This window comes from Mesorhizobium sp. Z1-4 (assembly GCF_004000235.1).
In the GTDB taxonomy this organism is placed as follows: domain Bacteria; phylum Pseudomonadota; class Alphaproteobacteria; order Rhizobiales; family Rhizobiaceae; genus RCIO01.
Map to the genome: position 1 here is coordinate 175,390 of NZ_RCIO01000004.1, position 23,843 is coordinate 199,232.

General features: G+C 61.9%; 23 protein-coding genes, 1 tRNA gene and 1 pseudogene. 17 read left to right on the forward strand and 8 right to left on the reverse strand.

Going from position 1 to position 23,843, the window contains the following annotated elements:
* Positions 1-5 precede the first annotated feature (5 nt).
* The 5 genes from EP165_RS15360 to EP165_RS15380 are packed head-to-tail and all read left to right on the forward strand — an operon-like array spanning position 6 to position 6,306.
* Entirely contained in the window at positions 6-1,667 is a 1,662-nt protein-coding gene (locus EP165_RS15360) for a hydantoinase B/oxoprolinase family protein (protein ID WP_127523712.1), read from the forward strand.
* Between the two features lie 28 nt (positions 1,668-1,695).
* Entirely contained in the window at positions 1,696-2,523 is an 828-nt protein-coding gene (locus EP165_RS15365) for an aspartate/glutamate racemase family protein (protein ID WP_127523713.1), read from the forward strand.
* 22 nt (positions 2,524-2,545) lie between these two features.
* Positions 2,546-3,646, forward strand: a complete 1,101-nt coding sequence (locus EP165_RS15370; protein ID WP_206075926.1) for a M24 family metallopeptidase — start codon at positions 2,546-2,548, stop codon at positions 3,644-3,646.
* A 52-nt stretch (positions 3,647-3,698) separates the two neighbouring features.
* On the forward strand, positions 3,699-4,697 hold the full coding sequence (locus tag EP165_RS15375) for a zinc-binding dehydrogenase (RefSeq protein WP_164743061.1): 999 nt from the start codon (positions 3,699-3,701) through the stop codon (positions 4,695-4,697).
* A 43-nt stretch (positions 4,698-4,740) separates the two neighbouring features.
* Positions 4,741-6,306: a hydantoinase B/oxoprolinase family protein gene (locus tag EP165_RS15380; RefSeq protein WP_127523715.1), complete on the forward strand. Its 1,566-nt coding sequence runs from the start codon at positions 4,741-4,743 to the stop codon at positions 6,304-6,306.
* Positions 6,307-6,309: 3 nt separating this feature from the next.
* Here EP165_RS15380 and EP165_RS15385 read toward each other — a convergent pair whose 3' ends face one another.
* The 4 genes from EP165_RS15385 to EP165_RS15400 form a co-directional block, all read right to left on the reverse strand.
* Positions 6,310-7,473, reverse strand: a complete 1,164-nt coding sequence (locus EP165_RS15385; protein ID WP_127523716.1) for an MFS transporter — start codon at positions 7,471-7,473, stop codon at positions 6,310-6,312.
* Positions 7,474-8,328, reverse strand: a complete 855-nt coding sequence (locus tag EP165_RS15390; RefSeq protein WP_127523717.1) for a metallophosphoesterase — start codon at positions 8,326-8,328, stop codon at positions 7,474-7,476. It abuts the gene before it with no gap.
* Positions 8,325-8,957 (reverse strand): C40 family peptidase, encoded by a 633-nt coding sequence (locus EP165_RS15395; RefSeq protein ID WP_127523718.1) that lies wholly within the window; start codon positions 8,955-8,957, stop codon positions 8,325-8,327. The genes EP165_RS15390 and EP165_RS15395 overlap by 4 nt, the downstream gene beginning before the upstream one ends.
* 311 nt (positions 8,958-9,268) lie before the next feature.
* The gene (locus tag EP165_RS15400; protein ID WP_164743062.1) at positions 9,269-9,886 is read right to left on the reverse strand and encodes a LuxR C-terminal-related transcriptional regulator; all 618 of its coding nucleotides are present in this window, start codon (positions 9,884-9,886) and stop codon (positions 9,269-9,271) included.
* 21 nt (positions 9,887-9,907) lie between these two features.
* Between EP165_RS15400 and EP165_RS15405 the strand changes: the two genes are divergently transcribed.
* Positions 9,908-11,902, forward strand: a complete 1,995-nt coding sequence (locus EP165_RS15405; protein ID WP_164743063.1) for a sensor histidine kinase — start codon at positions 9,908-9,910, stop codon at positions 11,900-11,902.
* Positions 11,903-11,953: 51 nt separating this feature from the next.
* On the opposite strand, the gene EP165_RS15410 is transcribed toward EP165_RS15405, so the two are convergent.
* Positions 11,954-12,043 (reverse strand) — tRNA-Ser (locus EP165_RS15410).
* 127 nt (positions 12,044-12,170) lie between these two features.
* Between EP165_RS15410 and EP165_RS15415 the strand changes: the two genes are divergently transcribed.
* The 11 genes from EP165_RS15415 (at position 12,171) to EP165_RS15465 (ending at position 22,590) form a co-directional block, all read left to right on the forward strand.
* Positions 12,171-13,328, forward strand: a complete 1,158-nt coding sequence (locus tag EP165_RS15415) for a CaiB/BaiF CoA transferase family protein (protein WP_127523721.1) — start codon at positions 12,171-12,173, stop codon at positions 13,326-13,328.
* Positions 13,329-13,533: 205 nt separating this feature from the next.
* The gene (locus EP165_RS15420; protein WP_127523722.1) at positions 13,534-14,868 is read left to right on the forward strand and encodes a septal ring lytic transglycosylase RlpA family protein; all 1,335 of its coding nucleotides are present in this window, start codon (positions 13,534-13,536) and stop codon (positions 14,866-14,868) included.
* Positions 14,869-14,965: 97 nt separating this feature from the next.
* Positions 14,966-16,117, forward strand: coding sequence for a D-alanyl-D-alanine carboxypeptidase family protein (locus EP165_RS15425; protein ID WP_127523723.1), 1,152 nt, complete (start codon positions 14,966-14,968; stop codon positions 16,115-16,117).
* Between the two features lie 101 nt (positions 16,118-16,218).
* On the forward strand, positions 16,219-16,893 hold the full coding sequence (gene tmk, locus EP165_RS15430) for a dTMP kinase (protein WP_127523724.1): 675 nt from the start codon (positions 16,219-16,221) through the stop codon (positions 16,891-16,893).
* Positions 16,890-17,942 carry a DNA polymerase III subunit delta' gene (locus EP165_RS15435; RefSeq protein WP_127523725.1) on the forward strand — a complete coding sequence of 351 codons (1,053 nt, stop codon included), beginning with the start codon at positions 16,890-16,892 and terminating at the stop codon, positions 17,940-17,942. Before tmk ends, EP165_RS15435 begins: the two co-directional genes overlap by 4 nt.
* A 94-nt stretch (positions 17,943-18,036) precedes the next feature.
* Positions 18,037-18,393: a nuclear transport factor 2 family protein gene (locus tag EP165_RS15440; RefSeq protein ID WP_164743064.1), complete on the forward strand. Its 357-nt coding sequence runs from the start codon at positions 18,037-18,039 to the stop codon at positions 18,391-18,393.
* Positions 18,394-18,402: 9 nt separating this feature from the next.
* Positions 18,403-18,843 carry a hypothetical protein gene (locus EP165_RS15445; RefSeq protein ID WP_127523727.1) on the forward strand — a complete coding sequence of 147 codons (441 nt, stop codon included), beginning with the start codon at positions 18,403-18,405 and terminating at the stop codon, positions 18,841-18,843.
* Between the two features lie 111 nt (positions 18,844-18,954).
* Positions 18,955-20,502, forward strand: coding sequence for a methionine--tRNA ligase (gene metG / locus EP165_RS15450; protein ID WP_127523808.1), 1,548 nt, complete (start codon positions 18,955-18,957; stop codon positions 20,500-20,502).
* Positions 20,499-21,296 (forward strand): TatD family hydrolase, encoded by a 798-nt coding sequence (locus EP165_RS15455; RefSeq protein WP_127523728.1) that lies wholly within the window; start codon positions 20,499-20,501, stop codon positions 21,294-21,296. The genes metG and EP165_RS15455 overlap by 4 nt, the downstream gene beginning before the upstream one ends.
* Positions 21,297-21,301: 5 nt before the next feature.
* Entirely contained in the window at positions 21,302-22,120 is an 819-nt protein-coding gene (locus tag EP165_RS15460) for an MBL fold metallo-hydrolase (RefSeq protein ID WP_127523729.1), read from the forward strand.
* Entirely contained in the window at positions 22,120-22,590 is a 471-nt protein-coding gene (locus EP165_RS15465) for a YbaK/EbsC family protein (RefSeq protein ID WP_127523730.1), read from the forward strand. Before EP165_RS15460 ends, EP165_RS15465 begins: the two co-directional genes overlap by 1 nt.
* Positions 22,591-22,866: 276 nt before the next feature.
* Here EP165_RS15465 and EP165_RS15470 read toward each other — a convergent pair whose 3' ends face one another.
* The 3 genes and pseudogenes from EP165_RS15470 to EP165_RS15480 form a co-directional block, all read right to left on the reverse strand.
* Positions 22,867-23,274: a GFA family protein gene (locus tag EP165_RS15470; RefSeq protein ID WP_127523731.1), complete on the reverse strand. Its 408-nt coding sequence runs from the start codon at positions 23,272-23,274 to the stop codon at positions 22,867-22,869.
* 68 nt (positions 23,275-23,342) lie between these two features.
* A pseudogene (locus EP165_RS15475) lies at positions 23,343-23,462 on the reverse strand (endonuclease/exonuclease/phosphatase family protein); the annotation flags it as partial.
* 15 nt (positions 23,463-23,477) lie between these two features.
* Positions 23,478-23,828 (reverse strand): Spx/MgsR family RNA polymerase-binding regulatory protein, encoded by a 351-nt coding sequence (locus tag EP165_RS15480; RefSeq protein ID WP_127523732.1) that lies wholly within the window; start codon positions 23,826-23,828, stop codon positions 23,478-23,480.
* Positions 23,829-23,843 lie beyond the last annotated feature (15 nt).

The following is a 23,843-nucleotide window of genomic DNA, read 5'->3' on the forward strand; positions in this document are numbered from 1 at the left end:
GTGACATGACAACGCCTGCCAACGATCCGATCACGCTGGAAATCATTCAGAATTCGCTTCAGTCGACCGCCGACGAAATGTTCGCGGCGATGAAGAAAACCGCCATGAGCTCCATCATCTACGAGGTGCTCGACATGGGCACCGGCATCATGGACGCACGCGGCGAACTGGCCTCGTCCGGTGCCGGCATTCCTGCCTTCATCGGCGTACTCGACAAGGCGGTGAAGGTTCTCATCGCCAAGTTCGACAAACCCGGCGACATCGAGCCCGGCGACGTGTTTGCGACCAACGACCCCTATTATGGCGGCGTCACGCATCTCAACGACATTATCGTCGCGATGCCGGTTTTCGCCGACGGCCGCATCATCGCCTGGACGGCCAACATCGCCCACAATTCCGATGTGGGCGGCATGGCGCCGGGGTCGCTGACCGGCGAAGCGACCGAAATTTTCCAGGAAGGCCTGCGGCTGCCGGCAATCAAGATCATCTCCAAGGGCAAGCCGATTGGGCCTGTCATGGATGTGATCAAAGTGAATTCGCGCATGCCCGACGTGCTGGAAGGCGACGTCTGGGCGGCAATCGCCTCGGTGCGCGTCGGCGACCGGCGGCTCAAGGAACTGGCCGCGAAATACGGCGTCTCGACATTCGAGAACGCGATGGACTCCTTCATGGACTATGGCGAGAAAACCTCGCTCAAGGCGCTGAAAGACTTGCCGCACGGTACGTTCGAACTCTCCGAAGAGCAGGACGACGGGCGAACCTTCAACGTCAAGATCACGATCTCGGACGACGAGTTCACTGTCGACTTGCGCGATAATCCCGACCAGGTTGCCAACCCGGTCAATACCAGCCGCGACGGCGTGATGGTGGCGGCCCAGATGATCTTCAAGTCGCTGACCGACGCCTATTCGCCGGCCAATGGCGGCTCGTTCCGTCCGATCAGGCTTTTGACGCGCGAAGGCTCCGTGTTCCACGCCAAGGCGCCGGCGCCGATCGGTTTCTATTACGAGATCGAGTTGCGGGTGTACGACATCATGTGGCGCTGCCTCGCGCCCCATATGCCGGACCGCCTTGCAGCGGGCCACTTCGCCTCGGTTTGCGGCACCTTCATCGGCGGCACGCATCCCGATACCGGCCGTCAATACACGATCATCGAACCGCAACTCGGCGGCTGGGGCGCAAGCCGGAAAGGCGACGGCAATTCGGCCATGTTCTGCGGCTTCCACGGCGAGACGTTCAACTGCCCCGCGGAGATCAACGAGGCCCGCAACGGTCTCTATGTCGACCGCATGGAACTCAACACCGCACCGGGCGGCGAGGGCAAATACACAGGCGGCCGCGGCATCGTGATGGACTATCGCGTGCGCAACGACAACGGCTTCCTCACCGCGGGCTACACACGCTCGAAATTCCCGGCCTGGGGCGTGGATGGCGGCCACGATGGTTCGCCCAACTATGTCGAGTTCCGGCCCAAGGGCGGGGAGCCGCAGCAGTTTGCTTTCGTTTCCGGACAGGTGACCAACACCGACGATGTGATCCGAGTCGTGACCGGCAATGGCGGCGGGCTCGGCGATCCGAAGGAACGCGACCGTGACCTGGTGCGCCGCGACATCAAAAACGGCCTCATCAGCAAGGAACAGGCAGAGGAAATCTACGGGCCGGTGTGAAGCAGGTCACGAAGGGAGGTATGCGATTATGAATACGCCTTTGAAAGTCATGTATCACAATCCTGTCGGCAGCTCCGGCTACGATCAGGTGTTCGCCGACATGGTGGCCGCGCACAAGCTGCCCAACACCGAGGTGCACATCACCTCGCAGCCGGCAGACCAGGGTGCGTTCAACCACATCGAGTTTCGTGCCTATGAGGGCATTGTCACCCGCGGCATCATTCGCGCTGCGAGGGCGGCGGCTCGGGAAGGCTTCGACGCCTTCGCAATCGGCTGCTTCTACGACACCGGCCTGCATGATGCGCGCGAAGTCTCCGGCGAGATGGTCGTCACCGCGCCTTGCATGGCCTCGGTCGAGATCGCAACCAGCCTTGCCAACCGCTTCGGCGTCATTGTGGGGCGGCGCAAATGGGTCGACCAGATGAGCCGCACCGTGGCCGATCTCGGCCAGGAGAGCCGGCTGAGCGGCTTCTACCATGTCGAGCTGGGCGTGAACGACTTCCAGACCGACCACGACCGTACCAACGATCTCCTGACGGCTGCCGGGCGCCGAGCGGTCGAGCAGGAATATGCCGAGGCGATCATTCTGGGCTGCACGCTCGAGATCGGCTTCTACAAGGAGCTGGAAAAGGACCTCGGGGTGCCGGTGATCGATCCGTCTATCGCTGCGTTCAAGCGGGCCGAATACAGCGCGCTTCTGAAGCGGCAATGCGGCTGGGTGCCAAGCCGCAAATGGTCATGCGAAGCGCCGCCGGAAGAAGAAATCGCCCGCTTCGGCGGGTTCGATGACGGCGAAATTTTCGGCAACCGAATCGTTGTCGAGGCCGACCCGCGCGCAACGCCGCTGGCGGCCTGAACTCGATGAAATGGAGGAGAACATGAACATGGAAGTCGCTGGCCGCCTGACGGCGCTCCGGAGGAAGATGGCAGAAACCGGCGCCGATCTCGTGGCCATCGGCCCGGGTGCGCATATGCAATGGCTGCTGGGTTTTCACCCGCACGCCGACGAGCGACCCTGCATGCTTTTTGTCGGCGCCGAGCGCGAGGCCTTTCTGATGCCGGCCCTCAACGTCGAGGGCACGCGCGAAAACACCGATATCGCATTCCACGCCTGGTCCGACGATGAGGGGCCTGCTGCCGCGCTCGCGGACGCGCTCGCCGACGTTGACGCGGCCAAGGCACGCCGCATCGCGCTCGACGAAACCATGCGCGCGGATTTCGCCCTGCTGATGGTCGATGCACTGCCCGCGGCCGCGCGCTCCTTCACCGCCGATACGATCGGCGCCCTGCGCATGCGCAAGGACGCGGGCGAATACCGGCTGATCAAGGAAAACGCACAGATCAACGACCGCGCCATGCTGGCGGCCTTCGCGGCCGTCCGGCCGGGCGTGACCGAACTCGAGATCGCGGAAGTGGTGCGCAACCATTATCCGACCGAAGGCGCAAAGGCGGTTTTCACGATCATCGGCTCCGGCCCGAACGGCGCCTATCCGCACCACGCCACCGGCTCGCGCAAGCTCAGGGATGGCGACGCCATCGTCATCGACATCGGCGGCACGAAGGACGGCTTTTTCTCGGATATGACCCGCATGGCCGCCGTCGGCCGGCCGCCGGACGGATATGAGGAAGTTCATGCCATCGTCGATGCGGCAGTTGAGGCAGCACTCAAGGCGGCGCGCCCCGGCGTACAGGCCAAGGCTGTCGATGCGGCGGCCCGAGGTGTCATCACCGATGCGGGATATGGCGACTATTTCGTACACCGCACAGGTCACGGCCTCGGCATCGAGGTGCACGAACCGCCATATCTGACGTCGGTTTCGGACACCGTGCTGGAAACAGGCATGGTGTTTTCCATCGAACCCGGCATCTACATCCCCGGCCGTTTCGGCATCCGGCTGGAAGAGATCGTCATCCTGCGCGAGGACGGGCCGGAGATCTTCTCCGAACTGCCGCGCAGCGTTCACCTGGCAGGCCGATAGTGGAGCGGTGCTCCGCTTCGAACCAAGACAACAAATCAACGAGGATATGTCCGTGCCAAGAGAATGGGTAATCGACGCCTATGACGGGTTCGAAGGGCTGCGTCTCGCGGAATGCGAAAAATGCGAGCCTGGCCCGACCGAAATCCGGATGCATATCGAGGCATTCGCCCTCAACTGGGGCGACATGAACCTGATGAAGGATCAATATTCTTTCAGCTTCGATCGCTTTCCGGCACGGGTCGGAATGGAAGCCGCCGGAATGGTCGAGGCGGTCGGCGCGGATGTAACCGGCATCGCCGTCGGCGAGCGCTACTGCACACTGCCGCACTTCTACTACAACCGCGGCGCCAGCGCCGACACGCTGGTGATCGACCGCAAATACGTTACCCCGGCGCCCGAGGGCCTGAGTGCTGTCGAGGCCGCCTCGGTCTGGATGCAGTTCATGACCGCCTATTACCCGGTGGTCGAACTCGCTTGCGCCGGTTCAGGCGTCAACATTCTCGTTCCCGCCGGCACGAGTACCGCGGGTACAGCCGCGCTGCAGATAGGCCGCCTGCGCGGCGCGACGATGATCGCGACAACACGTTCGGAGAAAAACCGCGGCTATCTTCTGGATTCGGGGGCCGACCATGTCTTTGTCGACAACGGCGGCGATCTTGCCGGATTCCTGCTGGATGCGACCGGGGGTGTCGGCATTCATGGCTCGTTCGATCCGATCGGCGCCGACTTCGTGCTACGCTACGGTCCAGCGATGGCGCGTGATGCCAAGCTGATGCTCTACGGGTTGCTGACCGAGGAACTGCCCCGCGTTCCTTATGTGGACATGTGGCAGAAAAACGCCTGGCTGCACATGTACTCGCTGTTCAACTATGTCGAGGATCAGGACACCCAGGATCGCGGAACCGCATTCGTCTACAACGCGCTGTCCGAAGGCAGTTTGAAACCTAACGTAGATCGCGTGTTCCCGATGGAGGGTTATGTCGACGCCTGGCGTTACCTGTCCGGACCGCGCGAGCACCACGGCAAAGTGGTCATCGATACCGGCAGGTGAACAAGGTCCGGTCGTGGGACGCGACGAACAAGAGGTGAATGTCATGGCCGCAGCATCGGATCCGTTCACGCAATCGGTCATCCAGGCAGGTCTGGTCGCCGCGGCCGACGAAATGTTTGCGGTGCTGCGCAAGACCGCGATGAGCCCCATCATCTACGAGGTGCTCGATGTCGGCACCGGGGTAACCGACGCCGGCGGCAAGCTGGTGAGCTCCGGCGCCGGCATTCCGACCTTTGTCGGCGTGCTCGACAAGGCGGTGCAGCGCATCCTCGAAATTCACCCGCGCGACGCGATCGTCGACGGCGACATCTTCATCACCAACGACCCGTATTATGGCGGCGTCACGCATCTGAGCGACGTCGTGGTGGCGATGCCGGTCTTTGCCGAAGGCCGGCTGGTCGCGTGGTCGGCTTCGATAGCGCACTGGAACGACATTGGCGGCATGGTTGCCGGTTCGATGTCGGTATCGGCCAGCGAGATTTTCCAGGAAGGCCTGCGCCTGCCGGCGGTGCGGCTGTTCGAGGCGGGCAGGGCGGTCGATTCCCTGTTCGACATCATCTCAGCCAATTCGCGCCTGCCGGATTTTGCCCGCGGCGACCTGTGGGCGCAGGTGGCGGCGAGCCGCAAGGCGGCCTCGCGCATCGCGCAGCTTGCCTCGGCCCACGGTGTGGAGACCTTCCTTGCCGCAATCGACGCGCTTTTCGACGAGGGCGAACGGCGAAGCCGCGCAGGGCTTTCGGCCCTTCCCAAGGGAACATTCGAAATCAGCGAGGAGCAGGATGACGGCGCCATCTGGAAAGCCGAAATCCGCATATCGGACGACCGTTTCACCGTCGACCTCAGAAACAACCCCAAGCAGCGCACCGCGCCTTACAACACCAGCCGCGACGGCGCGACGATCTCGGCACAGATGATTTTCAAGGCGCTGAGCGACCCCGAGCTTTTCGCCAATGCCGGCTCGTTCGCGCCGCTTGAGGTGCTGACCGAACCCGGTACCATCTTCCACGCGATCGAACCGGCACCGCACGGCTACTATTTCGAAACCCGCATCAGGCTCTACGACATGCTGTGGCGCTGTATGGCGCAGGCCATTCCGCAGCGGCTTCCTGCCGGGCATTTCGCCTCGATCTGCGGCACGGTGATTGCCGGCGCGCACCCCGACACGGGCCGCCGCTTCACCATGGTCGAGCCGCAGATGGGTGGCTGGGGCGCCACCGCCGACCGCGACGGGCTCGACGCCATGTATTCGGCAAGCCACGGCGAAACCTTCAACTGCCCGGTCGAGATATGCGAGGCGCGCTACGGCATCGATGTCGGCTGGAAACGCATGAACGAAACCGGGGAGGGCGCCGGCCTTCATAGGGGCGGTCGAGGCCTGGAGGTCTGTTACCAGTTGCGCGGCGAAGCCGTGCTTTCGGCCGGTTACAGCCGCAACCGTGTGCCGGTCTGGGGCTCGAATGGCGGCGCCGACGGCGGAACCAACAGCATCGCCGTTCTGCGACGGGACGGTGAACGCAAGAGCTATTCCTTCGCCTCCGGCCTCAATCTCGCCGCCGGCGACCGCGTACTTGTTTCAACCGCAAATGGCGGCGGCTGGGGCAAAGGCTGATAGCTACCGCCGCTTTATCTGCAACAGCAGGGCGGCTCCCAAAGTCTGTACCGCCGCGCAGAGCAGAATGACCGGCATATAACCTCCCGCATCTGCCAGGATCGCCGCGACGAACGGTGCCGCGGCAAAAGCGAGAAACGCGGGTCCCATCACCGCGCCTTGCAGGGATCCGAAGTTTCGCGCCCCCAAAATTTCGCGGATTATCAGCGGTCTGAGGATGCTGCTCAACCCGTATGAGAAGCCATGCAGCACGGCAAAGGCAAATGCGAACGCCGGTGAGACCCACGCAAACAGAAGGGCCGCCGCTGCGACGGCCATGCCAGCAAGTCCCAGTGCCGCAACGCCGGTGACCCTGGCATCACGGGTACCCAGTGTCATTAAGAGCCTGCCGGCCACCTGAGCTGCCCCCACCAGCGATGCAGCCAGTACCGCTGTGCTGGATGTGACACCAAGCGACGCGAGGAGTGGAAGGAGGTGGCTAACGACGATGCCAATTCCCAGCGCGGAGAGACTGAACGCCGACGTAAGCAGCCAAAATCGCGCGCGGCCGCGGGGATCTGCAGCCTGTACCGGTTCGGTCGGAAACGCCTTGCGATCGCCTTCAAGGCGAGTTGTGGCGTAGCTGACGAGGGGCACATTCACCATCACAAGCAGCCCGACCATCAGCCAAACTGCCCCACGCCAGCCCAGAACGTCTGAGATCGAAGCGGTCAAAAGGAAGGCCAGGCTTGAGGCAAAGCCTGAAACCAGCGTGATCAGGCTGATGCAGCCGCGCGCGGTCTTATCCCTGGTTCGAATGACAAGCGCGAACACGGACTCATACAAGGTGAGTCCCATGGCGAGGCCCATGACGCACCAAATTGCGTAGAACTGCCAGATTGCGTGGACCTGCGTGATCATCGCCAGGCAGGCTGCTCCGAGAACGGCCCCAAACGACATGGAAACAGTCGCAAATCCGCGATCGATCAGGCGCCCGGAATATTTCGCGACAACGCCCTGGACCACAAGGGCAAGCGAAAAGGCGCCCATAAGCTGACCAAAACTCCACCCGAATTCCGCGCGCCACAGCAGTACCATTGCCGGAAAAAGGTAGTAGAGGGCGGCCGAAACGACGATCTGGCTCGCCGTAAGCGCCAGAATCGGCACATCTGTAAGCGCTGTCCGCACTCAGTTGCCCAGTGCTTGCGCGGGTGCCGCCGACCTGCGGTCTGCCGCGCAGGAAGGATGCAATGTCACGATGGCAAATTCGCTTACTTTCCCGATCCGGACCGGAACCCCGCCATACCCGACACCTGCCGTGACGACTAGGTTTCGTCCACCATCCCGTTTCAGGCCGTAATCCAATCGCGTGCCATATCGCGACGGCCTTGTCGCCCATATCCCCAGTGCGCCGACCTGACCGCCATGAGTGTGTCCGCTCACCTGCAAGGCAACCGGCCGACACTGGTCCAGGAAGAAGTCGGGTTCATGCGCCATCAGGATCGTCGACGCGCCTTCCGGCACGCCCTTGAACGCCGTTTGCGGGTCGTGACGTGCGTCTGGACGCAGCGTCGTGCCGGCGCCAATCGCGCTGTCGAGGCCCACGAGGTAGGCGTTGCGCCGCAAGGCGGTGTTGCGGTTGCTGAGTACCGGGATGCCGACGCTTTCGAGTGCACCGGCGACACTTGAGTGTGTATAGCCGTTGCGGCACGCCTGCGGGCAGTCAGACCAGTCGTGATTGCCAAGCGTGGCGAAAACACCCAACGGTGCCCAAAGCTCCTTCAGAACTTCGGCAACGGCGGCGGCCGGGACCGGGCGTTTGCCGAACAGATGCCCGACGAGAAAATCGCCAGGCATCAGGATCAAGTCCGGGCGCTCGGAATTGACCTGTGCGACCAGCCTGGCCAGGCGCGGAAGCGGCATCCATCGCGAGCAGGCATGCAGGTCCGACAGAATGGCAAGCCGTATCGAGGTTTCGAACCAAAGGTCTGACGCGACCTGATAGCGCGCAACGTGAAACGGCTTCGAGAAGGAAGACGTCATACTGCTCCAGCCCTGGCGCAGTGCTGGCGCAATTCACCTCGGGGAGTGCGTCCTTCAATGTGCCCGATGACATTCCCGAACTTTTCATCCGTCAGAAAATCGGCCGGCGAATGGCCGCCGAGCCGGTAGGAGCGGCGTTCGGAACGGTCGATCAGTCCCATCGCGTAAAACGAGTCGACGATGAAGGACGTACAGAAATACCGACCGCAATTGACGGGTTCGCTGCAGCCTTTCGGCGTCAAGTCGCGAGGATCACCGGAGAGTTTATGCAACAGGCGGCGGCTGTAGTAGGTATAGGGAAACGCGAAATCGAACCGCGCCTCCCGTTTCAGCGCGCCCTCGACGAAAGCCTGCAAACTCTCAACTTGAGCAGCCGTCAGTTCAAAGCTCCGTCTGAGTACACACAGCGCTTTTTCTCTCCTGATCGGCCTGGATACGCTGCATGTCCGGACCCTGGGAAGCCGGGCCTCGGCGATTGTGTCGTTCCCGATAAAAATGGAGGCGTGCGTGTAGGGACTGCCGGTGCACCAGGCTATCCCCCTCTCGTACCACCGGGGGTCTGCCGGCTGGTGGAGCAGTATGTCACCCGGCACTAGATCGCCGGACGTCAATCGCTTCATCGTCGTCATCGGGGCATGTCACCCACGAACGGTGCCGGCAGATGCAGCCTCTGCAGGCGGTGTCGCGGACAGGCACGTTCCATGAATCTACCTCAGGTCTCATTTGCCTTGAGGCGGGACCGTGGCCATGATCCCGCCGGCAACCGGGAGTTCGGTTGCGCGCGGGTGACAGTGCCGGATTAACGTGCGCGGAAAATAAGGTGATCACCCCAATTACTATTGGGGGGCGGATGCCACATAGTGATTTGGCGATTTGCGAGAAGTGACTTGAGAAGGATATCAGGTTGCCCGGTCAAGCATGTCCAGGCGGGCATTCAGTTCTATACGTCTATCAGACCATCACGCATTGCGCGGACCAAGAGGGTCGCGGTCGAATGCACCTTGAGCTTGCGCATGAGGTTCGTTCGATGACGGTCAACGGTCTTGGGGCTGATGCCGAGGCGGTCGGCGATTCCGGAATTGGAAAGTCCCCGCGCGATGGACTGCAGGACCTCGATCTCGCGCCGCGAAAGGCCGCTGCCGGCATCGGATCTGGCGAGAATGACACTGGCGCCACGCGCAATGACCCGCCGTCCGGCGACGACCTCGGACAACCCCTGACACAGTTCCTCGATAGGTGCGGATTTGAGGAAAATGCCATCCACACCATTGTCGACGAGTTGCCTGAAAACAGCCGCAGACGGACTGCCCGTAATAACGACCATGCGGGTTTGCGGGCTCCAGCGGCGGGCCTCGATCAGCACTTCCAGACCCGATGCACCGGGCATGACCAGATCGAGTACTGCACAATCAGGCTTGTGCCTCTTGATCGCGGCGATGGCCTCGATGCCGTTGGCGACACTTTCGACAACCTCAAAACCGAACATGGCATCGACCGCTGCACGCGTTCCGAGCCCGGTCAGGGCGTGATCCTCGGCAATCAATACGGAAACGGGCATCGCATCCGACCTGCCGAGATAGTGAAGAGATGCATCACGCTTCCCGGCCGGCTTCTGGCTCTCTTGCTGGCCATCATGGTCCATGCGGTTGCTGCCCAGGCCGACGAACGCATTCTGGATCTCCAGGGCCCGGTCTCCCCGGACCGGGTTGGCGATTTCATGGACTTCTTCATCGATGAAGGTCGCGACCTGGAATTGGCCAATATCATCGCACTCAATGAGAATTCATTCGAGCCGATCAAAACACAAGTGCCGGACTTTGGCTACACGGACGCAACGATCTGGCTGCGGCTGCGGGTCCAGAATCGGACCGATGAAACATCCGATTGGCGACTCTACTTCCAGGAAAATTTCAAACAGATATTCCACGTCTTCGTGGTTCGCCCGGATGCTTCGGTCGAGCATCCGCTGGCGCAGTCGATCGACTCTCCCTTTACGACGCGGCCGATCGCCGACCCGGAAGTCGTCGTTCCGCTGACGCTCGCACCGCAGCAGCGGGCGACGATCCTCGTCCAATACTGGACGGAGGGGTCGACGAACCTGCCCTTGAGCATCGAAACGGCGGAGACCTATGCGGGGATAGCGGCGAAGAAGGCAGCCAAGAACTTCGTTTTCTACGGCATGATGTTGATCATGATCACGATCGCGCTTCTGGCGTTGTTCGTTTTTCGCCAGGCGATTTTTGCGGCCTACACCGCATATGCCGGCTGCACGCTTTTGTACCTGATGCATTCGGACGGCGTGGCATTCCAGTATCTGTGGCCGGCCTTCCCGCTCTTCAACAGCTTCGCATCGGTTGTGACCGGCGCGGGTTACATCATATTCGGAGCGATTTTCGCGCGCATGTTCCTGAACACGGCCAGGGAGAACCCCGTCATCGATCGGGTGCTCCTTGCCCTCATCGGGGTCGCAGCGCTTATGGTTCTGTCGACCGTCGTCATACCGACCACCATCATCAAGAAATACCTGATTCTTGTCGCACTGATCTCGGTGCTGACATACGCTGTTGCCGGTTTGGTGGTTGCCAGGCGCCGTTTCCGGCAGGTGCGCTTCTATGTAGTCGCATGGCTCGGCGCTGCGCTTTCTGCCGGATTGATGGCAGTCCGCCACTGGCTGGGTGTCGAGGTCTCGCAGGAATTCCAGTACGACAGCATGCGGGTCGTCATGGTTTTCGACGCCCTGATGATGGGCATGGCCATTTTCGATCGCTACAGCCAACTGCGCATCGAACACCAGAAGGCGCTTCAGGCAAGCCTTGACGTTGCACAGCGCAATCTGGCCATGTCGAAGAGGCTCCGGGACCTGGAGACGCGTTATCAATTGGCGGTGCGGACATCGGCCCGCCGCGACCGCATGATCGAGAACACGATCCACGATCTGAGGCAGCCCCTGCACGCATTAAGGCTTGCCGTGCACGACATTGCGAGAAGCGGATCCGGGTCCAGCAAGAACCACGCGTCAATCGGCCAGAGTTTCGATTATCTGGAAAAACTGGTTTCGGATCATCTCGAAAATACCGGCGCCTCGGCAGACGACCCGGAGAGCTGCACCGGCGCTCAGGATACCACCGACATGTCACTGGATGAGGTGCTGGCCAGTATCAGGGAGATGTTTCTGCCGGACGCCAGGGAAAAGGGGCTGTCGCTTACCTATGTGCCGACATCGCAGCGTGGGCCCGTCAAGCCGCTGGTGATCATGCGCATCGTCACCAACCTCGTGGCCAACGCGATCAAATATACCCAAAGCGGCAAGGTTTTGATGGGTGTGCGCTGTCGTGGCGACAAGCTCGGCATAGAAGTCCACGATACCGGGGCCGGTCTGACCTCCACGGATTTCGAAGATGCCTGCAGACGCGCCGTGCGGTTGGAACAGGCAGACCGTGAAGCAGTTGGAAACGGCTTCGGGCTGGCAATCGTGATCGAACTGGCGGAACGGCATGGGTATCGCGTCTACCATGTCGAGGGGCGCAACAATGGAACCGGTATCGGCGTTGAAGTTCCATTGATGGGCACGTGAGACGGGCTCCGCGCGGGCCTGGGACGCACCGAAACTGCCCTGAGCAAAGTATGGCGGAGAGGGTGGGATTCGAACCCACGGTGACATCGCTGCCACGCCGGTTTTCAAGACCGGTGCCTTAAACCGCTCGGCCACCTCTCCGTCGAGGCTTGATATGGTGCCTGCGGCGCAACTCCTCTAGTGCGCCGTGCGAAGCGATGTCAACAAACGAACGCTTGCGAAGGCGGCCGGGCCTGTGCCCCAATGTGCAAGGCGGGGAGGAGTGCCGATGCGGCCGCTTGATGAAATTCTGGTCATTTCGCTGGAGCAGGCGATTGCCGCACCTTATTGCACGCGGCTAATGGCCGATCAGGGTGCCCGCGTGATCAAGGTCGAGCGCCCGGATGGCGGCGACTTCGCCCGCGGCTACGACACGCGGGCGAGGGGCCTTTCCAGCCATTTCGTGTGGACGAACCGCTCGAAGGAGAGCCTGACGCTTGATCTGAAAGACGAAGACGGGCTCGCGGCGCTGCGCACAATCCTGAAGTCGGCGGATGTGTTCGTGCAGAACCTGGCACCCGGCGCTGCACGGCGGCTGGGTCTTGGCGGCGATGAACTGCGCGCGGCAAACCCGAAACTTATCACCTGTTCCATCTCGGGTTACGGGTCCGGCGGCCCCGACGAAGCGCGCAAGGCATACGACCTTCTCGTCCAGGCAGAGGCCGGCCTCCTGTCGGTCACCGGCAACAATGACGAGATGGCGAAATCCGGCATCTCGGTGGTCGATATCGCCGCCGGCGTCAGCGCATACCAGGCCATCCTCAATGCAATTTTGATGCGCCACAAGACCGACAGGGGCGACGACATCGAAATCTCCATGCTGGAGGCGATGGCGGAGTGGATGGGCTTTCCGCTCAATTATGCGATTGACGGGCAGTCTCCTCCGGAGCGCAGCGGCGCAAGCCACGCAACGATCTACCCGTACGGGCCTTACCGCACCTCCGATGGCATGATTTTTCTTGCCATCCAGAACGAACGCGAATGGCGCGTGTTTGCCAAGGATGTGGTGGGTGATGCCGGCCTCGCCGGCGACCCGCGCTTCGACAGCAACGAAAAACGCTCGAAAAACCGCGCCGCGCTCGAGCCGATCATCGCCGCGGCACTGGCAAAGCTGTCCGGCAAAGAAACGCTCGCACTGCTTGACGGCGCAGGCATCGGTACGGCCCGGGTCAACGACATGGCGGGGCTCTGGAACCACCCGCAGCTCGCCGCGCGCAAGCGCTGGGCGGAATTCGGGTCGCCCATTGGCGCCTTGCCGGGCCTGTTGCCGGTTACCGGCGCGTCCTGGCAGCCGCGCCTCGACCCCGTGCCGGCACTTGGCGAACACACGGAGGCGATACTTGCCGAATTCGGCATCCCGCCGAGGGCGGAAAAGAGAGATGCCTGAGCGGCGCGTCCGCCCAACCGGGACGCCGTGCAACCGGCCGAAAATGACGCCGCGCCACATTGCTGCCCGTTTCGCGCCGCAATCGGTTAACACGGTGATAAGATACTGATGACAAAGAGTCGGTCAGGAAGGTCTTGTTGACATTCCGCCTTCGCCCGGTTGGACGGAAGGTTTGGCCGCAAATGTTGTTTGTAGCGGTGGACGCATGAGGGGAATTGGGGACAGGACGACCGGCACCGCGCGCGTGCGCCGCGGTTTGTCCAGAAGCTCCGCGATCGCGATTGTCGTGACAGCCGCAGCAATGCTGGCTGGCTGTACCAGCACGCCATCCGTGAAGAAACTCGTCCGCGATCCCAATTCCAAAGAGTATTTCGCGGAGTCCGAATATGGCGTGAAGGCGAGCCCCCGCGTTACCATGGCGGCGGCCAATCTACGCCGTGGCGGTGGCCGCGACATGGTCGGCAAGCCCTATAAGATCAAGGGCAAGTGGTACAAACCCAAGGAAGAGCCCAATTACGCCAAGGTCGGCGCGGCTTCCTGGTATGGCGACGCCTTTCACGGAAGGCTGACCGCCAACGGCGAAATCTACGACATGACGCATCTGACGGCCGCGCACCCGACGATGCCGCTGCCGAGCTATGCCCGGGTGACGAACCAGAAGAATGGTTCGTCGATCGTGGTGCGCGTCAACGATCGCGGTCCATTCGCGCACAACCGCATCATCGATCTTTCCAAACGTGCGGCCGAAATGCTCGACTACAAGCATTCCGGTGTCGCCAAGGTGAAGGTTGAGTATCTCGGACGCGCACCGCTGCATGGCCGCGACGACCAATACCTGCTGGCATCATACCGGCCAGGCGATGGCGCCGCGCCGCGCGGCCGCGAAGAGCTGCCGGGCATCAATGATGGCCTGCCCAGCGGCGTGATGATCGCCATGGCCGGCAATACGCCGACCAGCAGCGGCATGAACCTGCGACGCCGCAGCCTGTTCGAGGCGCTGCCGGGCGGACGCAACGCACGGCCTGTCACGCGGTCCGCTGCGCAGCCGGTTCAACTGACATCAAACACACAGCAACGCACCTCGCGGCTCGAAAGCGTCGTCCTGCCGGACGATCCGCTGCTTCCCGATGCCGGCCCCTTTGTTCCGGAGCGCCCCGCTGGCACCGTTGCCTCCGACGCGGACCGCCTGGCGCTGCCGCTGCTTTCATATGCCGACAGGCGCGTGCGGGATGCCGCAACGCCGTTTGACAGCATAACGGCAACGAACCTGAGCGCCGATGACGTTCTGGCGTCGTGGAAACGCAGCGCTCAGCAGAGCCAGGCACCGGACGGTTCCTACCTGATGGCAGGCTCGTTCGGCTCGATGCGCGCCGCACGCGACAGGGCCGACATGCTTGCCCGGCTGGGCACACCCGAGATCCTGCGCGATGGCGACAGCTTTACTGTCGTGATGGTGACGGACGATGGCGCGCTGGACCGCCTGGCGCAGCAGGCATGGCAAGCCGGAGCAAGCGACGCGTTTATCGTTCGCGCCGATTAGCCAAACACCTCTCAACGCGTTGATTTCGGCACCGCCGGGCTGCTAACCTTGCGGCATGTTCCGTTTCGGTAAGTGTTCCCGCATGTGTCGTAAATAGATGAAATCCATTGCGTTATTCCTGATTGGTGCAGTCGTCGCGCTGACATCGCCGGCGGCCGCAGCCCAACTCTTCGACACGCGGGCGGGGCAGGCGTTCATGGTCGACGCCGATACCGGCACGATCCTCTACGAAAAAGATCCGGACATTCTCATTCCGCCGGCCTCGCTCGCCAAGCTGATGACGATGGAGGTCGTCTTCCACGCCATCAAGTCCGGCCGGCTGACGATGCGGGACACCTTTCTGGTGAGTGAGAACGCGTGGCGGACGGGAGGGGCTTCTTCAGGCGGCTCGACCATGTTCGCCGAACTCGGTTCCTCGATATCGCTCGAAGACCTCATTCAGGGCGTCATCGTTCAGTCCGCCAATGACGGCTGCATCATCATTGCCGAGGGAATGGCGGGCTCGGAGGAGCGTTTTGCGGAGCAGATGACGCAGCGCGCACGCGAGATCGGCCTCGAAAAATCAGTATTCAAGAACTCCACCGGCCTGCCGGCCGAAGGCCAGGTCGTCACCGTGCGCGAACTGGTGAAACTCGCCCGCCACATCTGGAAAGAATATCCGCAATTCTACGAGTTCTACGGGCAGCGCGAATTCACCTGGAACGGCATTCGCCAGTTCAACCGCAACCCGCTGCTCAGGATGGATATCGGCGCCGACGGCCTGAAGACCGGCTACACGGAAGCATCGGGCTACGCGATCGTCGGTTCGGTAATGCGCGGCGGCAGGCGGCTTTTTGTCGGCATGAGCGACATGGCGAGCGAAAATGAGCGCGCGGAAGAAAGCCGTCGCCTACTCGACTGGGGCATACGTGCCTTCGAGAAGACCGAGCTTTTTGCTGAAAACGAAATCGTCGGCGAGGCCAAGACATATGGGGCGGAAAAATCCCATGTCGGTCTGCGCGCCGGCGGGCCGCTGGCGATATTTGTGCCGATCACCAATCGCGACCGGCTGATCGCACGCATCGTCTACAAAGGCCCGGTGGTGGCACCTGTCGAAGAAGGCACTGAGCTCGGCACGCTCAAGGTCTGGATCGGCGACACGCTGAGCCAGGAAACGCCGCTCTATGCCGCCGAGAGCGTCGGACCGGGCAGCCTCTACTCCCGCGCGCTCGACGCCGTCGAAGAACTGGCGATCGGCTGGCTGCGCTGAGGCGCGGGCTTGCAATTGCCGCCATGCCGACCCATTCAGAAGCGGCACGTGGCGCGGCACGAATCTCGGTCAAATTAGCCCGCCCGTTGGGACACTCGATTTTGGCGCGTGGATTTTTCATCAGTTTTGAAGGCGGGGAAGGGGTCGGCAAGACGACCCAGATCAAACGCCTTGCCGATTTTCTGCGCGATGCCGGCCACGACGTCGTCGAAACACGCGAGCCGGGCGGTTCCCCCGGAGCGGAAGCCGTGCGCCATGTGCTTTTGTCCGGTGCGGCCGAGGCACTGGGCGCGAAGCTCGAGGCGATCCTCTTCGCCGCCGCCCGTTCCGACCATGTGGAAACGGTGATCAGGCCGGCGGTGGAAGCCGGCAAGATCGTGCTGACCGACCGCTTCATGGATTCCTCGCGCGTCTACCAAGGCGTAACGGGAGGTCTCGCACCCGATTTCATGACCGCCCTGGAGCGCACGACCGTCAATGGCATGGTGCCCGACCTCACATTCATGCTCGACATCGAGCCGGAAGAGGGGTTGCGGCGGGCTGCAGCGCGGCGCGCAGAAGGTGAAGCGGCAGACCGTTTCGAAAAGGAGCAGGTCGCGATTCACCGCAAGCGGCGCGAGGCGTTTCTGGAAATCGCAAGAAATGAACCCGACCGCTGTATTGTCGTCGATGCATCGGCCGACGCCGAAGCCATTGCCGCTGAAATTCGCAGCCGGGTGATGGACGCATTACCAGGGGGCGCGAAGACAACGCCCAGGAAAGCGCCAGCCAAATGAGCGCCGCCGAACTCGCACCGCGCCGCCACGATTCCATCGACGGCGTGCTCGAACCCGCCGAAAACCCGCTGCTGGTCGGGCATCGCAACGTACGGCACAACCTTGCCAAGGCCTTCAGGGAAGGGCGCCTGCATCACGCGCTGTTGCTTGCCGGGCCGTCAGGCATCGGCAAGGCAACGCTCGCCTTCCACCTGGCCCGGCATGTGCTGACTGGGGCCGAACAGGTACCCGCCGACGATCTGCAGCCTTCGGACGAGGGTTCGCAGCTCTTCAGAACCGTGGCTCAGGGGTCGCACGCCGCCGTACTTCACCTGACCCGTCCGGCAAACGAGCGCACAAAGGGTTTCAAGACCGTGGTGACGGTCGACGAGATCCGGCGCGTTGGCAAGCTGCTGTCGTTGTCGGCGCATGATGGCGGCTACCGCGTCGTCATTGTCGATCCGGCGGATGATCTCAATGCAAGTGCAGCAAACGCTCTGCTGAAAAACCTGGAAGAACCGCCTGCTCGAACGCTGTTCGTGCTGATTACACATGTACCGGGGCGCCTGATGCCGACGATCCGCTCGCGCTGCCAGTTCATCCGTCTTAATCCGCTGGCCGATGCCGAGGTGGCCGAGGCGATGACCGGCCTCGGATTGGCGCTGCCGGACAGTGCTCGGGATCGCGAGGCACTTCTGCAGCGCGCCGGCGGCAGCGTGCGTGACGCGATCCTGTTGACCGAATATGGCGGTCTCGAAATCGCCAACACCATCGACACGATCCTGCAGGGCAAGGCGTTCGATCTGGCGCTGGCGTCACGGCTGGCGGATGCGGTGACGGCGCGGGATGCCACCATTCAGTTCGACATGTTTAATGAACATCTCCTCGGTGCCGTTTCCGCGGCTGCCGCACGGGCTGCGGCCGACAGCGACACGGCCAATGCAGCCGGCCGCGCCGGGATGTGGGGCCAGTTGCGCGACGATATCGCTGCAACCGAGACCTACAATCTCGACAAGCGGCATCACGTGATGACGACGCTGCGCAAATCATACGACAGCCTGCACAAATAGGTTCCCGGACAATGGACGCACCGCAACTGGCGCTACATGGCGGCGGTCGTACCGCCTAGTGATGCGTCCTAAATCAGAGGCGGGGACCGGCGCATTGAACGACATCGGGAAACTGCTCGGCGATTTCGCCGACGCGTGGGGACGGCGCGACGTCAGCGCGGTCGTGGAGCTGTTCGCGGACGATGCCGTCTATTTCGCATCGGTGGGGCCCGGGCCTGGCCGCAAGGCGACGGGCAAGGCGGCGATACGCGAACTGATCGAAACGATGTTCGCCGTCGACCAAGGCGCTACGTCTGAAACTTCCGAACCGGTGATCTTCGACGGCGGGGCGTTCTGGAGCTGGCGCTATACGCTGCCGGACGGCTCTATCGAACTCGGTTGCGATCTCCTGCGCATCGCCGACGGCAAGATCACGCTGAAAGATGCCTACCGCAAAGTCCGGGCCGGCTGAGGGACGCAGATGGGTAAATATGCGCCACGCCTCTTCGAACCGCGCGAACGGTTCAGCCACGCCGGCATGCGTTTCAAATTCTGTACGATCGCAGCCGCGGAGCGCGAAGACATCGCAACAGGCCCGATCGTGGACGCGGTGAAAAGCGCGATCGACGCTTCGAGCGTTCAAGCGCTGCACCATCGCGGCCTCGGTTATGTCGTCTACCACGCCGGCGAACAGGCAAACTGGCTGTTGACGCGTGTCTGGCTCGACGGCGACATCGTTTCGGGCCTGCTCGGCCGTGTGATGGACGACGCGTATGAGGACGTGACCGAGCCGATGGTCGAATGCGTGTGGGAAGAAATCGCTGTTCACCACGAGCGTGAGGCCTGGGTGCGGCACATGATGTCTGGCCCCGAAAACCCCGATGCCTATCTGGCAGACGTTATTACGGGCGGCATGCGCTGAACATCGCCCGCGCCGGGTATCGGATCGAAGCATCGCGGGATGGTCTTCACCGCGCCGATGCGCTATCTGACCGCTTCCCGACCACCTGAATTCGAAAGCATTCACGCCGCCATGGCCCGCGAAAAATACTACATCACGACCGCGATTTCCTATCCGAACGGCAAGCCGCATATCGGCCACGCCTATGAACTGATCGCGACCGACGCCATGGCACGTTTCCAGCGGCTCGACGGCAGGGATGTGTTCTTTCTGACAGGCACGGACGAACACGGCATCAAGATGCTGCAGACGGCGCGCAAGGAAGGCATTTCGCCGCGCGAACTGGCCGACAGGAACACCGCCGAATTCATGCGGATGGCCGAAGCGCTGAACGCCTCGAATGACGACTTCGTGCGCACCACCGAAGAGCGCCATTACGCTGCCTCGCAGGCGATCTGGCGGGCGATGGAAAAGAACGGCGACATCTACAAGGGTGGTTACGCCGGCTGGTACGCAGTGCGCGACGAGGCCTATTACGACGAAAGCGAAACCGAGCTGCGCGAAGACGGCGTACGTTACGGCCCGCAGGGCACGCCGGTCGAGTGGGTGGAGGAAGAAAGCTACTTCTTCCGGCTCTCCAACTACCAGGACAGGCTGCTCAAGCTCTATGAGGACCGGCCGGATTTCATCGGCCCGGCCGAGCGCCGCAACGAGGTTGTCAGCTTCGTAAAATCCGGCCTGAAGGATTTGTCGATCTCGCGCACCACCTTCGATTGGGGCGTGCCGGTTCCAGGCGACGAAAAGCATGTGATGTATGTTTGGGTCGATGCGCTGACCAACTACATCACCGCAGCCGGCTACCCCGACGAGACGGCCGAGCGCTGGGGCTACTGGCCGGCCAATGCTCACATTATCGGCAAGGACATCGTGCGCTTTCACGCCGTCTACTGGCCGGCATTCCTGATGTCGGCGGGCATCGAGCTGCCGAAAAGCGTGTTCGCGCATGGTTTCCTGTTCAATCGCGGAGAGAAGATGTCGAAGTCGGTCGGCAACGTCGTCGATCCGTTCGCGCTGGCCGAACATTACGGGCTCGACCAGGTACGCTATTTCCTGCTGCGCGAAGTGCCGTTCGGGCAGGACGGCAATTACAGCCACGACGCGATCGTGAACCGCACCAATGCCGACCTCGCCAACGATCTGGGCAATCTGGCGCAGCGCTCGCTGTCGATGATCGCCAAGAACTGCGACGGCAAGGTGCCCGAATGCGGCGCGCTGTCGGACGAGGACAACGCGATCCTGAAGGCAGCCTACGGCATCTATGACGAGGTGGCGCCGGCCATGAACGCCTTCCAGATCCACAAGGCGCTGGCCGCGATCTGGACCGTGGTGGCGGATGCCAACCGATACTTCGCCGCGCAGGAACCCTGGGCGCTGAAAAAGACTGATCCGGAACGCATGGCGACCGTGCTCTACGTCACCGCCGAAATCATTCGCGTCGTCGGCGTTTCGATCCAGCCCTTCATGCCGCAAAGCGCGGGAAAACTGCTCGACCTGGTCGCAGCGCCTGCCGACAAGCGCCATTTCCGTATTGCGGATGCGGCGCTGGTGCCCGGAACCGAACTGCCGAAGCCGCAGGGTATTTTCCCGCGCTATGTGGAGCCGGAAGCGCAGGCGACATGAAGCTGATCGACAGCCACTGCCATCTCGACTTTCCCGACCTGGAAGCCGAACGCGACGAGGTGATTGCAAGAGCCGGCAAAGCGGGTGTCGCGCTGATGGTGACGATTTCGACGCGCGTCCGGCGTTTCGACAGCATCCGCGCGATCGCCGAAGCCTATCCGAACGTTTTCTGCTCGGTCGGCACGCATCCCCACAATGCGGGCGAAGAAGAAGGCATCCCGGCGGCAGAGATCATCAGCCTAGCGGAACACCCCAAGGTTGTCGCCATCGGCGAGGCGGGGCTCGATTATTTCTACGACAAGGCGCCGCGCGATGCGCAGGCCGCGGGTTTCCGCACTCACATCGCGGCGGCGCGCGAGACCGGACTGCCGCTGGTCATCCACGCGCGCGATGCCGATGACGACGTGGCAGCGATCCTGCGCGACGAAACAGGGAAGGGGGCCTTCCCCTTCATTCTGCATTGTTTTTCGTCCGGCCGCGCGCTTGCCGAAACCGGCATCGAACTCGGCGGCTATGTGTCGTTTTCCGGCATTCTGACGTTCAAGAAGTCGGAAGAGCTGCGCGCCATCGCCCGCGATCTGCCGCGCGACAGGCTTCTGGTTGAAACCGACGCGCCATATCTCGCGCCGACACCGCATCGCGGCAAACGCAACGAGCCGGCCTATGTGGCGCACACGGCAACTGTGCTGGCCGAGACACTGGCTGTCGGTAACGACGAAATCGCTGAAATCACGACGGAGAACGCGATGCGCATCTTCTCCCGAATTCCGCGCTCTGCTCTCAACGGCGCCTGAGAACGATGACCGACCGCATCAGGCTGACGATAACCGGCTGCGGATCTTCGCCTGGTGTGCCGCGCATAAATGGCGACTGGGGAGCCTGTGACCCGGCAAACCCGCGCAACCGAAGATTGCGTGCGGCTGCGATCTTCCAGCGCATCACGGACCATGGAGCGACCACCGTCGCCATCGACACCGGGCCTGATTTTCGCGAGCAGATGATTTCTGCCGGCGTCACGCGGCTCGACGGCGTGATCTACACGCACGCCCACGCCGACCACATTCACGGCATCGACGATCTGCGCGGCTATTTCCTGTCGCAGCGCGAGCGCATCGACATCTTCGCCGACCAGCCGACTATGGCGCGGTTGCGCGAAGGCTTCGGCTATTGTTTCGAAACCCCGGCCGGTTCGGCATATCCGCCGGTCGTGGAACCGCACATCATCAGTCACGACGAACCGGTGACGATAACAGGAGAGGGGGGTCCCCTATCCTTCCAGCCGCTGCCGCAAGAGCATGGCGATATCGTTTCGCTCGGCTTCCGCGTCGGCGCGGTAGCTTACTGTTCCGATGTCAGTGGCTTTCCGGACGCGACGGCAGATTTGCTGACGGGCCTCGAACTGCTTGTCATCGACGCACTGCAATACCGGCCGCACCCGTCGCATTTTTCGCTCGGCGAAGCGCTTGAATGGATTGAGCGGCTGGTTCCTCGAAAGGCACTGCTGACCCATATGCACATTCCGCTCGACTATGAGACGGTGCGCCGCGAAACGCCGGACCATGTGGAGCCGGCCTATGACGGCCAGACATTCGAAATCGACGTGACGGAGCACGGCTAATGAGCGGCAGCATCGAACGCGTGAAACAAGCCGCCGCAAGCGCCGGGCTCGATGTTGAAATCCGTCGCATGGGCGCTTCGACGCGCACGGCCGAAGAAGCCGCGCAGCAATGCGGCTGTACGGTCGACCAGATCGTCAAATCGCTGATCTTCGAAGGCAAGAACGACGGCACGTTGTATCTGTTTCTGCTGTCCGGCGCGTCGCGGCTCGATCTGGCGAAAGCGGCCAAGGCTGCCGGTCAGGAACTGAAACGCGCCGACCCGCGCGACGTGCGTGACCGCACGGGCTTTGCCATCGGCGGCGTGGCACCGATCGGATATGACAACGCTCTGCCGGTGTATGCGGACAGGAAACTCGCAATGTTTGACGTTGTCTGGGCGGCAGCCGGCGCGCACGATGCTGTGTTTTCATCCGAGCCCAACGCGCTGATCAAAGCTGCGGGTGCCGAGATTTCCGATTTGGCGGAATAGCTGCACCTGAGCGCCACAAGATATTGAAATAACTGGATTTTATCTAATCCAGGCCTCACTTTCGTCAGTCAGATAAGTTCCATAATATATCTTATGCGACTTTCTATATAGGCCGCGCCAATGTCTGCCATGCGGACAAAGCGGACCTCGACTTCCAGCTAGTGGATGTCCGTTCCAAGACCTAGTCAGGCCAGCTGGGCCGCTTGAGACCTCTGGCAAAACTCAAGTGGTCGCGTACCCATCGCCTGACCTCACGAACCGCACCACCCTGCAAATCTACAGGTGCTCAGTTTCCTGCGGTGGGCTGAACCAATTGTCGTGCAAACCATCCATCCAGGTAATCGGCGCGGAATTCAGTTCCTCAACACTTGCATCGTCGAGTGCCGCGATTGCCACAGTGACATAAGCGCCTCCTACTTCAGGGATATTGCCATCACTAAAGAGCCACACGCCGCATATGGAACAAAAACAGTGAGAATTGCTTCCCTGATCAGTGGCATCATACTTCCCGACGAGATTATCGCCTCGTGTGATCCGAAACCGCTCCGGAGTTGTTGCCGCAGTCCAGTTGCGTGTTTTCCGGCAGAAGGTGCAGTTGTAGCGGCTCGTCCCTTCGGAAAAATCAATGGCAGCCTCGAACGCGATACCGCCACAATGGCAACTTCCAGAATAAACCTTGAGCAAATTCAACATCCTATACCGCCAGTCCACGGACGAAACTATGGTGTCGGCTGTGTCAGCTCTACTTCGGTCGAGCCTGGCGTGTTCACCACCTCCTGCAGGCACAGAACATCCGCATCGAGAGCCGCAAGATAATCGAGCAGCGGCGCGTAAAGCTTCCCGCCCCAGGCATTCAGCGACAGAATGCGCATGGCCGCCCTGCCCGGCTATCGCCCGGTTGCGGCTGCGTAAGCATCGGCCTTGAAGCCGAACAGCAGATCATCGCCAGTGTCGAGCACCGGCCGCTTGATGAAGTTGGTGTCGGCAAGGATCAGGTCGCGCGCCTTCGCAGCGTCGATATTCGACTGCTCGGCCTCCGGCAGAGCACGGAATGAACGCGAGCCGCGGTTGAAGGCGGCTTCCCAGCCGGCACGGGCTATCCAGTCATCGACGGTGGCGGCTTCAAGCGGCTCCTTGCGATAGTCGAAGAAGCTGTGATCGACGCCATTGGCTTCCAGCCATTTGAGCGCCTTCTTCACCGTATCGCAGTTCTTGAAACCGTAAATCGTCGCCGCCATCGTTTATCTCCATAA

Excerpts from the sequence above, each read along its gene's own strand:
- EP165_RS15360 (WP_127523712.1), top strand. The coding sequence starts at position 6 with ATGACAACGCCTGCCAACGATCCGATCACGCTGGAAATCATTCAGAAT.
- EP165_RS15365 (WP_127523713.1), top strand. The coding sequence starts at position 1,696 with ATGAATACGCCTTTGAAAGTCATGTATCACAATCCTGTCGGCAGCTCC.
- EP165_RS15370 (WP_206075926.1), top strand. The coding sequence starts at position 2,546 with ATGAACATGGAAGTCGCTGGCCGCCTGACGGCGCTCCGGAGGAAGATG.
- EP165_RS15380 (WP_127523715.1), top strand. The coding sequence starts at position 4,741 with ATGGCCGCAGCATCGGATCCGTTCACGCAATCGGTCATCCAGGCAGGT.
- EP165_RS15390 (WP_127523717.1), bottom strand. The coding sequence starts at position 8,328 with ATGACGTCTTCCTTCTCGAAGCCGTTTCACGTTGCGCGCTATCAGGTC.
- EP165_RS15395 (WP_127523718.1), bottom strand. The coding sequence starts at position 8,957 with ATGACGACGATGAAGCGATTGACGTCCGGCGATCTAGTGCCGGGTGAC.
- EP165_RS15400 (WP_164743062.1), bottom strand. The coding sequence starts at position 9,886 with ATGCCCGTTTCCGTATTGATTGCCGAGGATCACGCCCTGACCGGGCTC.
- EP165_RS15415 (WP_127523721.1), top strand. The coding sequence starts at position 12,171 with ATGCGGCCGCTTGATGAAATTCTGGTCATTTCGCTGGAGCAGGCGATT.
- EP165_RS15420 (WP_127523722.1), top strand. The coding sequence starts at position 13,534 with ATGAGGGGAATTGGGGACAGGACGACCGGCACCGCGCGCGTGCGCCGC.
- EP165_RS15425 (WP_127523723.1), top strand. The coding sequence starts at position 14,966 with ATGAAATCCATTGCGTTATTCCTGATTGGTGCAGTCGTCGCGCTGACA.
- EP165_RS15435 (WP_127523725.1), top strand. The coding sequence starts at position 16,890 with ATGAGCGCCGCCGAACTCGCACCGCGCCGCCACGATTCCATCGACGGC.
- EP165_RS15445 (WP_127523727.1), top strand. The coding sequence starts at position 18,403 with ATGGGTAAATATGCGCCACGCCTCTTCGAACCGCGCGAACGGTTCAGC.
- metG (WP_127523808.1), top strand. The coding sequence starts at position 18,955 with ATGGCCCGCGAAAAATACTACATCACGACCGCGATTTCCTATCCGAAC.
- EP165_RS15455 (WP_127523728.1), top strand. The coding sequence starts at position 20,499 with ATGAAGCTGATCGACAGCCACTGCCATCTCGACTTTCCCGACCTGGAA.
- EP165_RS15460 (WP_127523729.1), top strand. The coding sequence starts at position 21,302 with ATGACCGACCGCATCAGGCTGACGATAACCGGCTGCGGATCTTCGCCT.
- EP165_RS15465 (WP_127523730.1), top strand. The coding sequence starts at position 22,120 with ATGAGCGGCAGCATCGAACGCGTGAAACAAGCCGCCGCAAGCGCCGGG.
- EP165_RS15480 (WP_127523732.1), bottom strand. The coding sequence starts at position 23,828 with ATGGCGGCGACGATTTACGGTTTCAAGAACTGCGATACGGTGAAGAAG.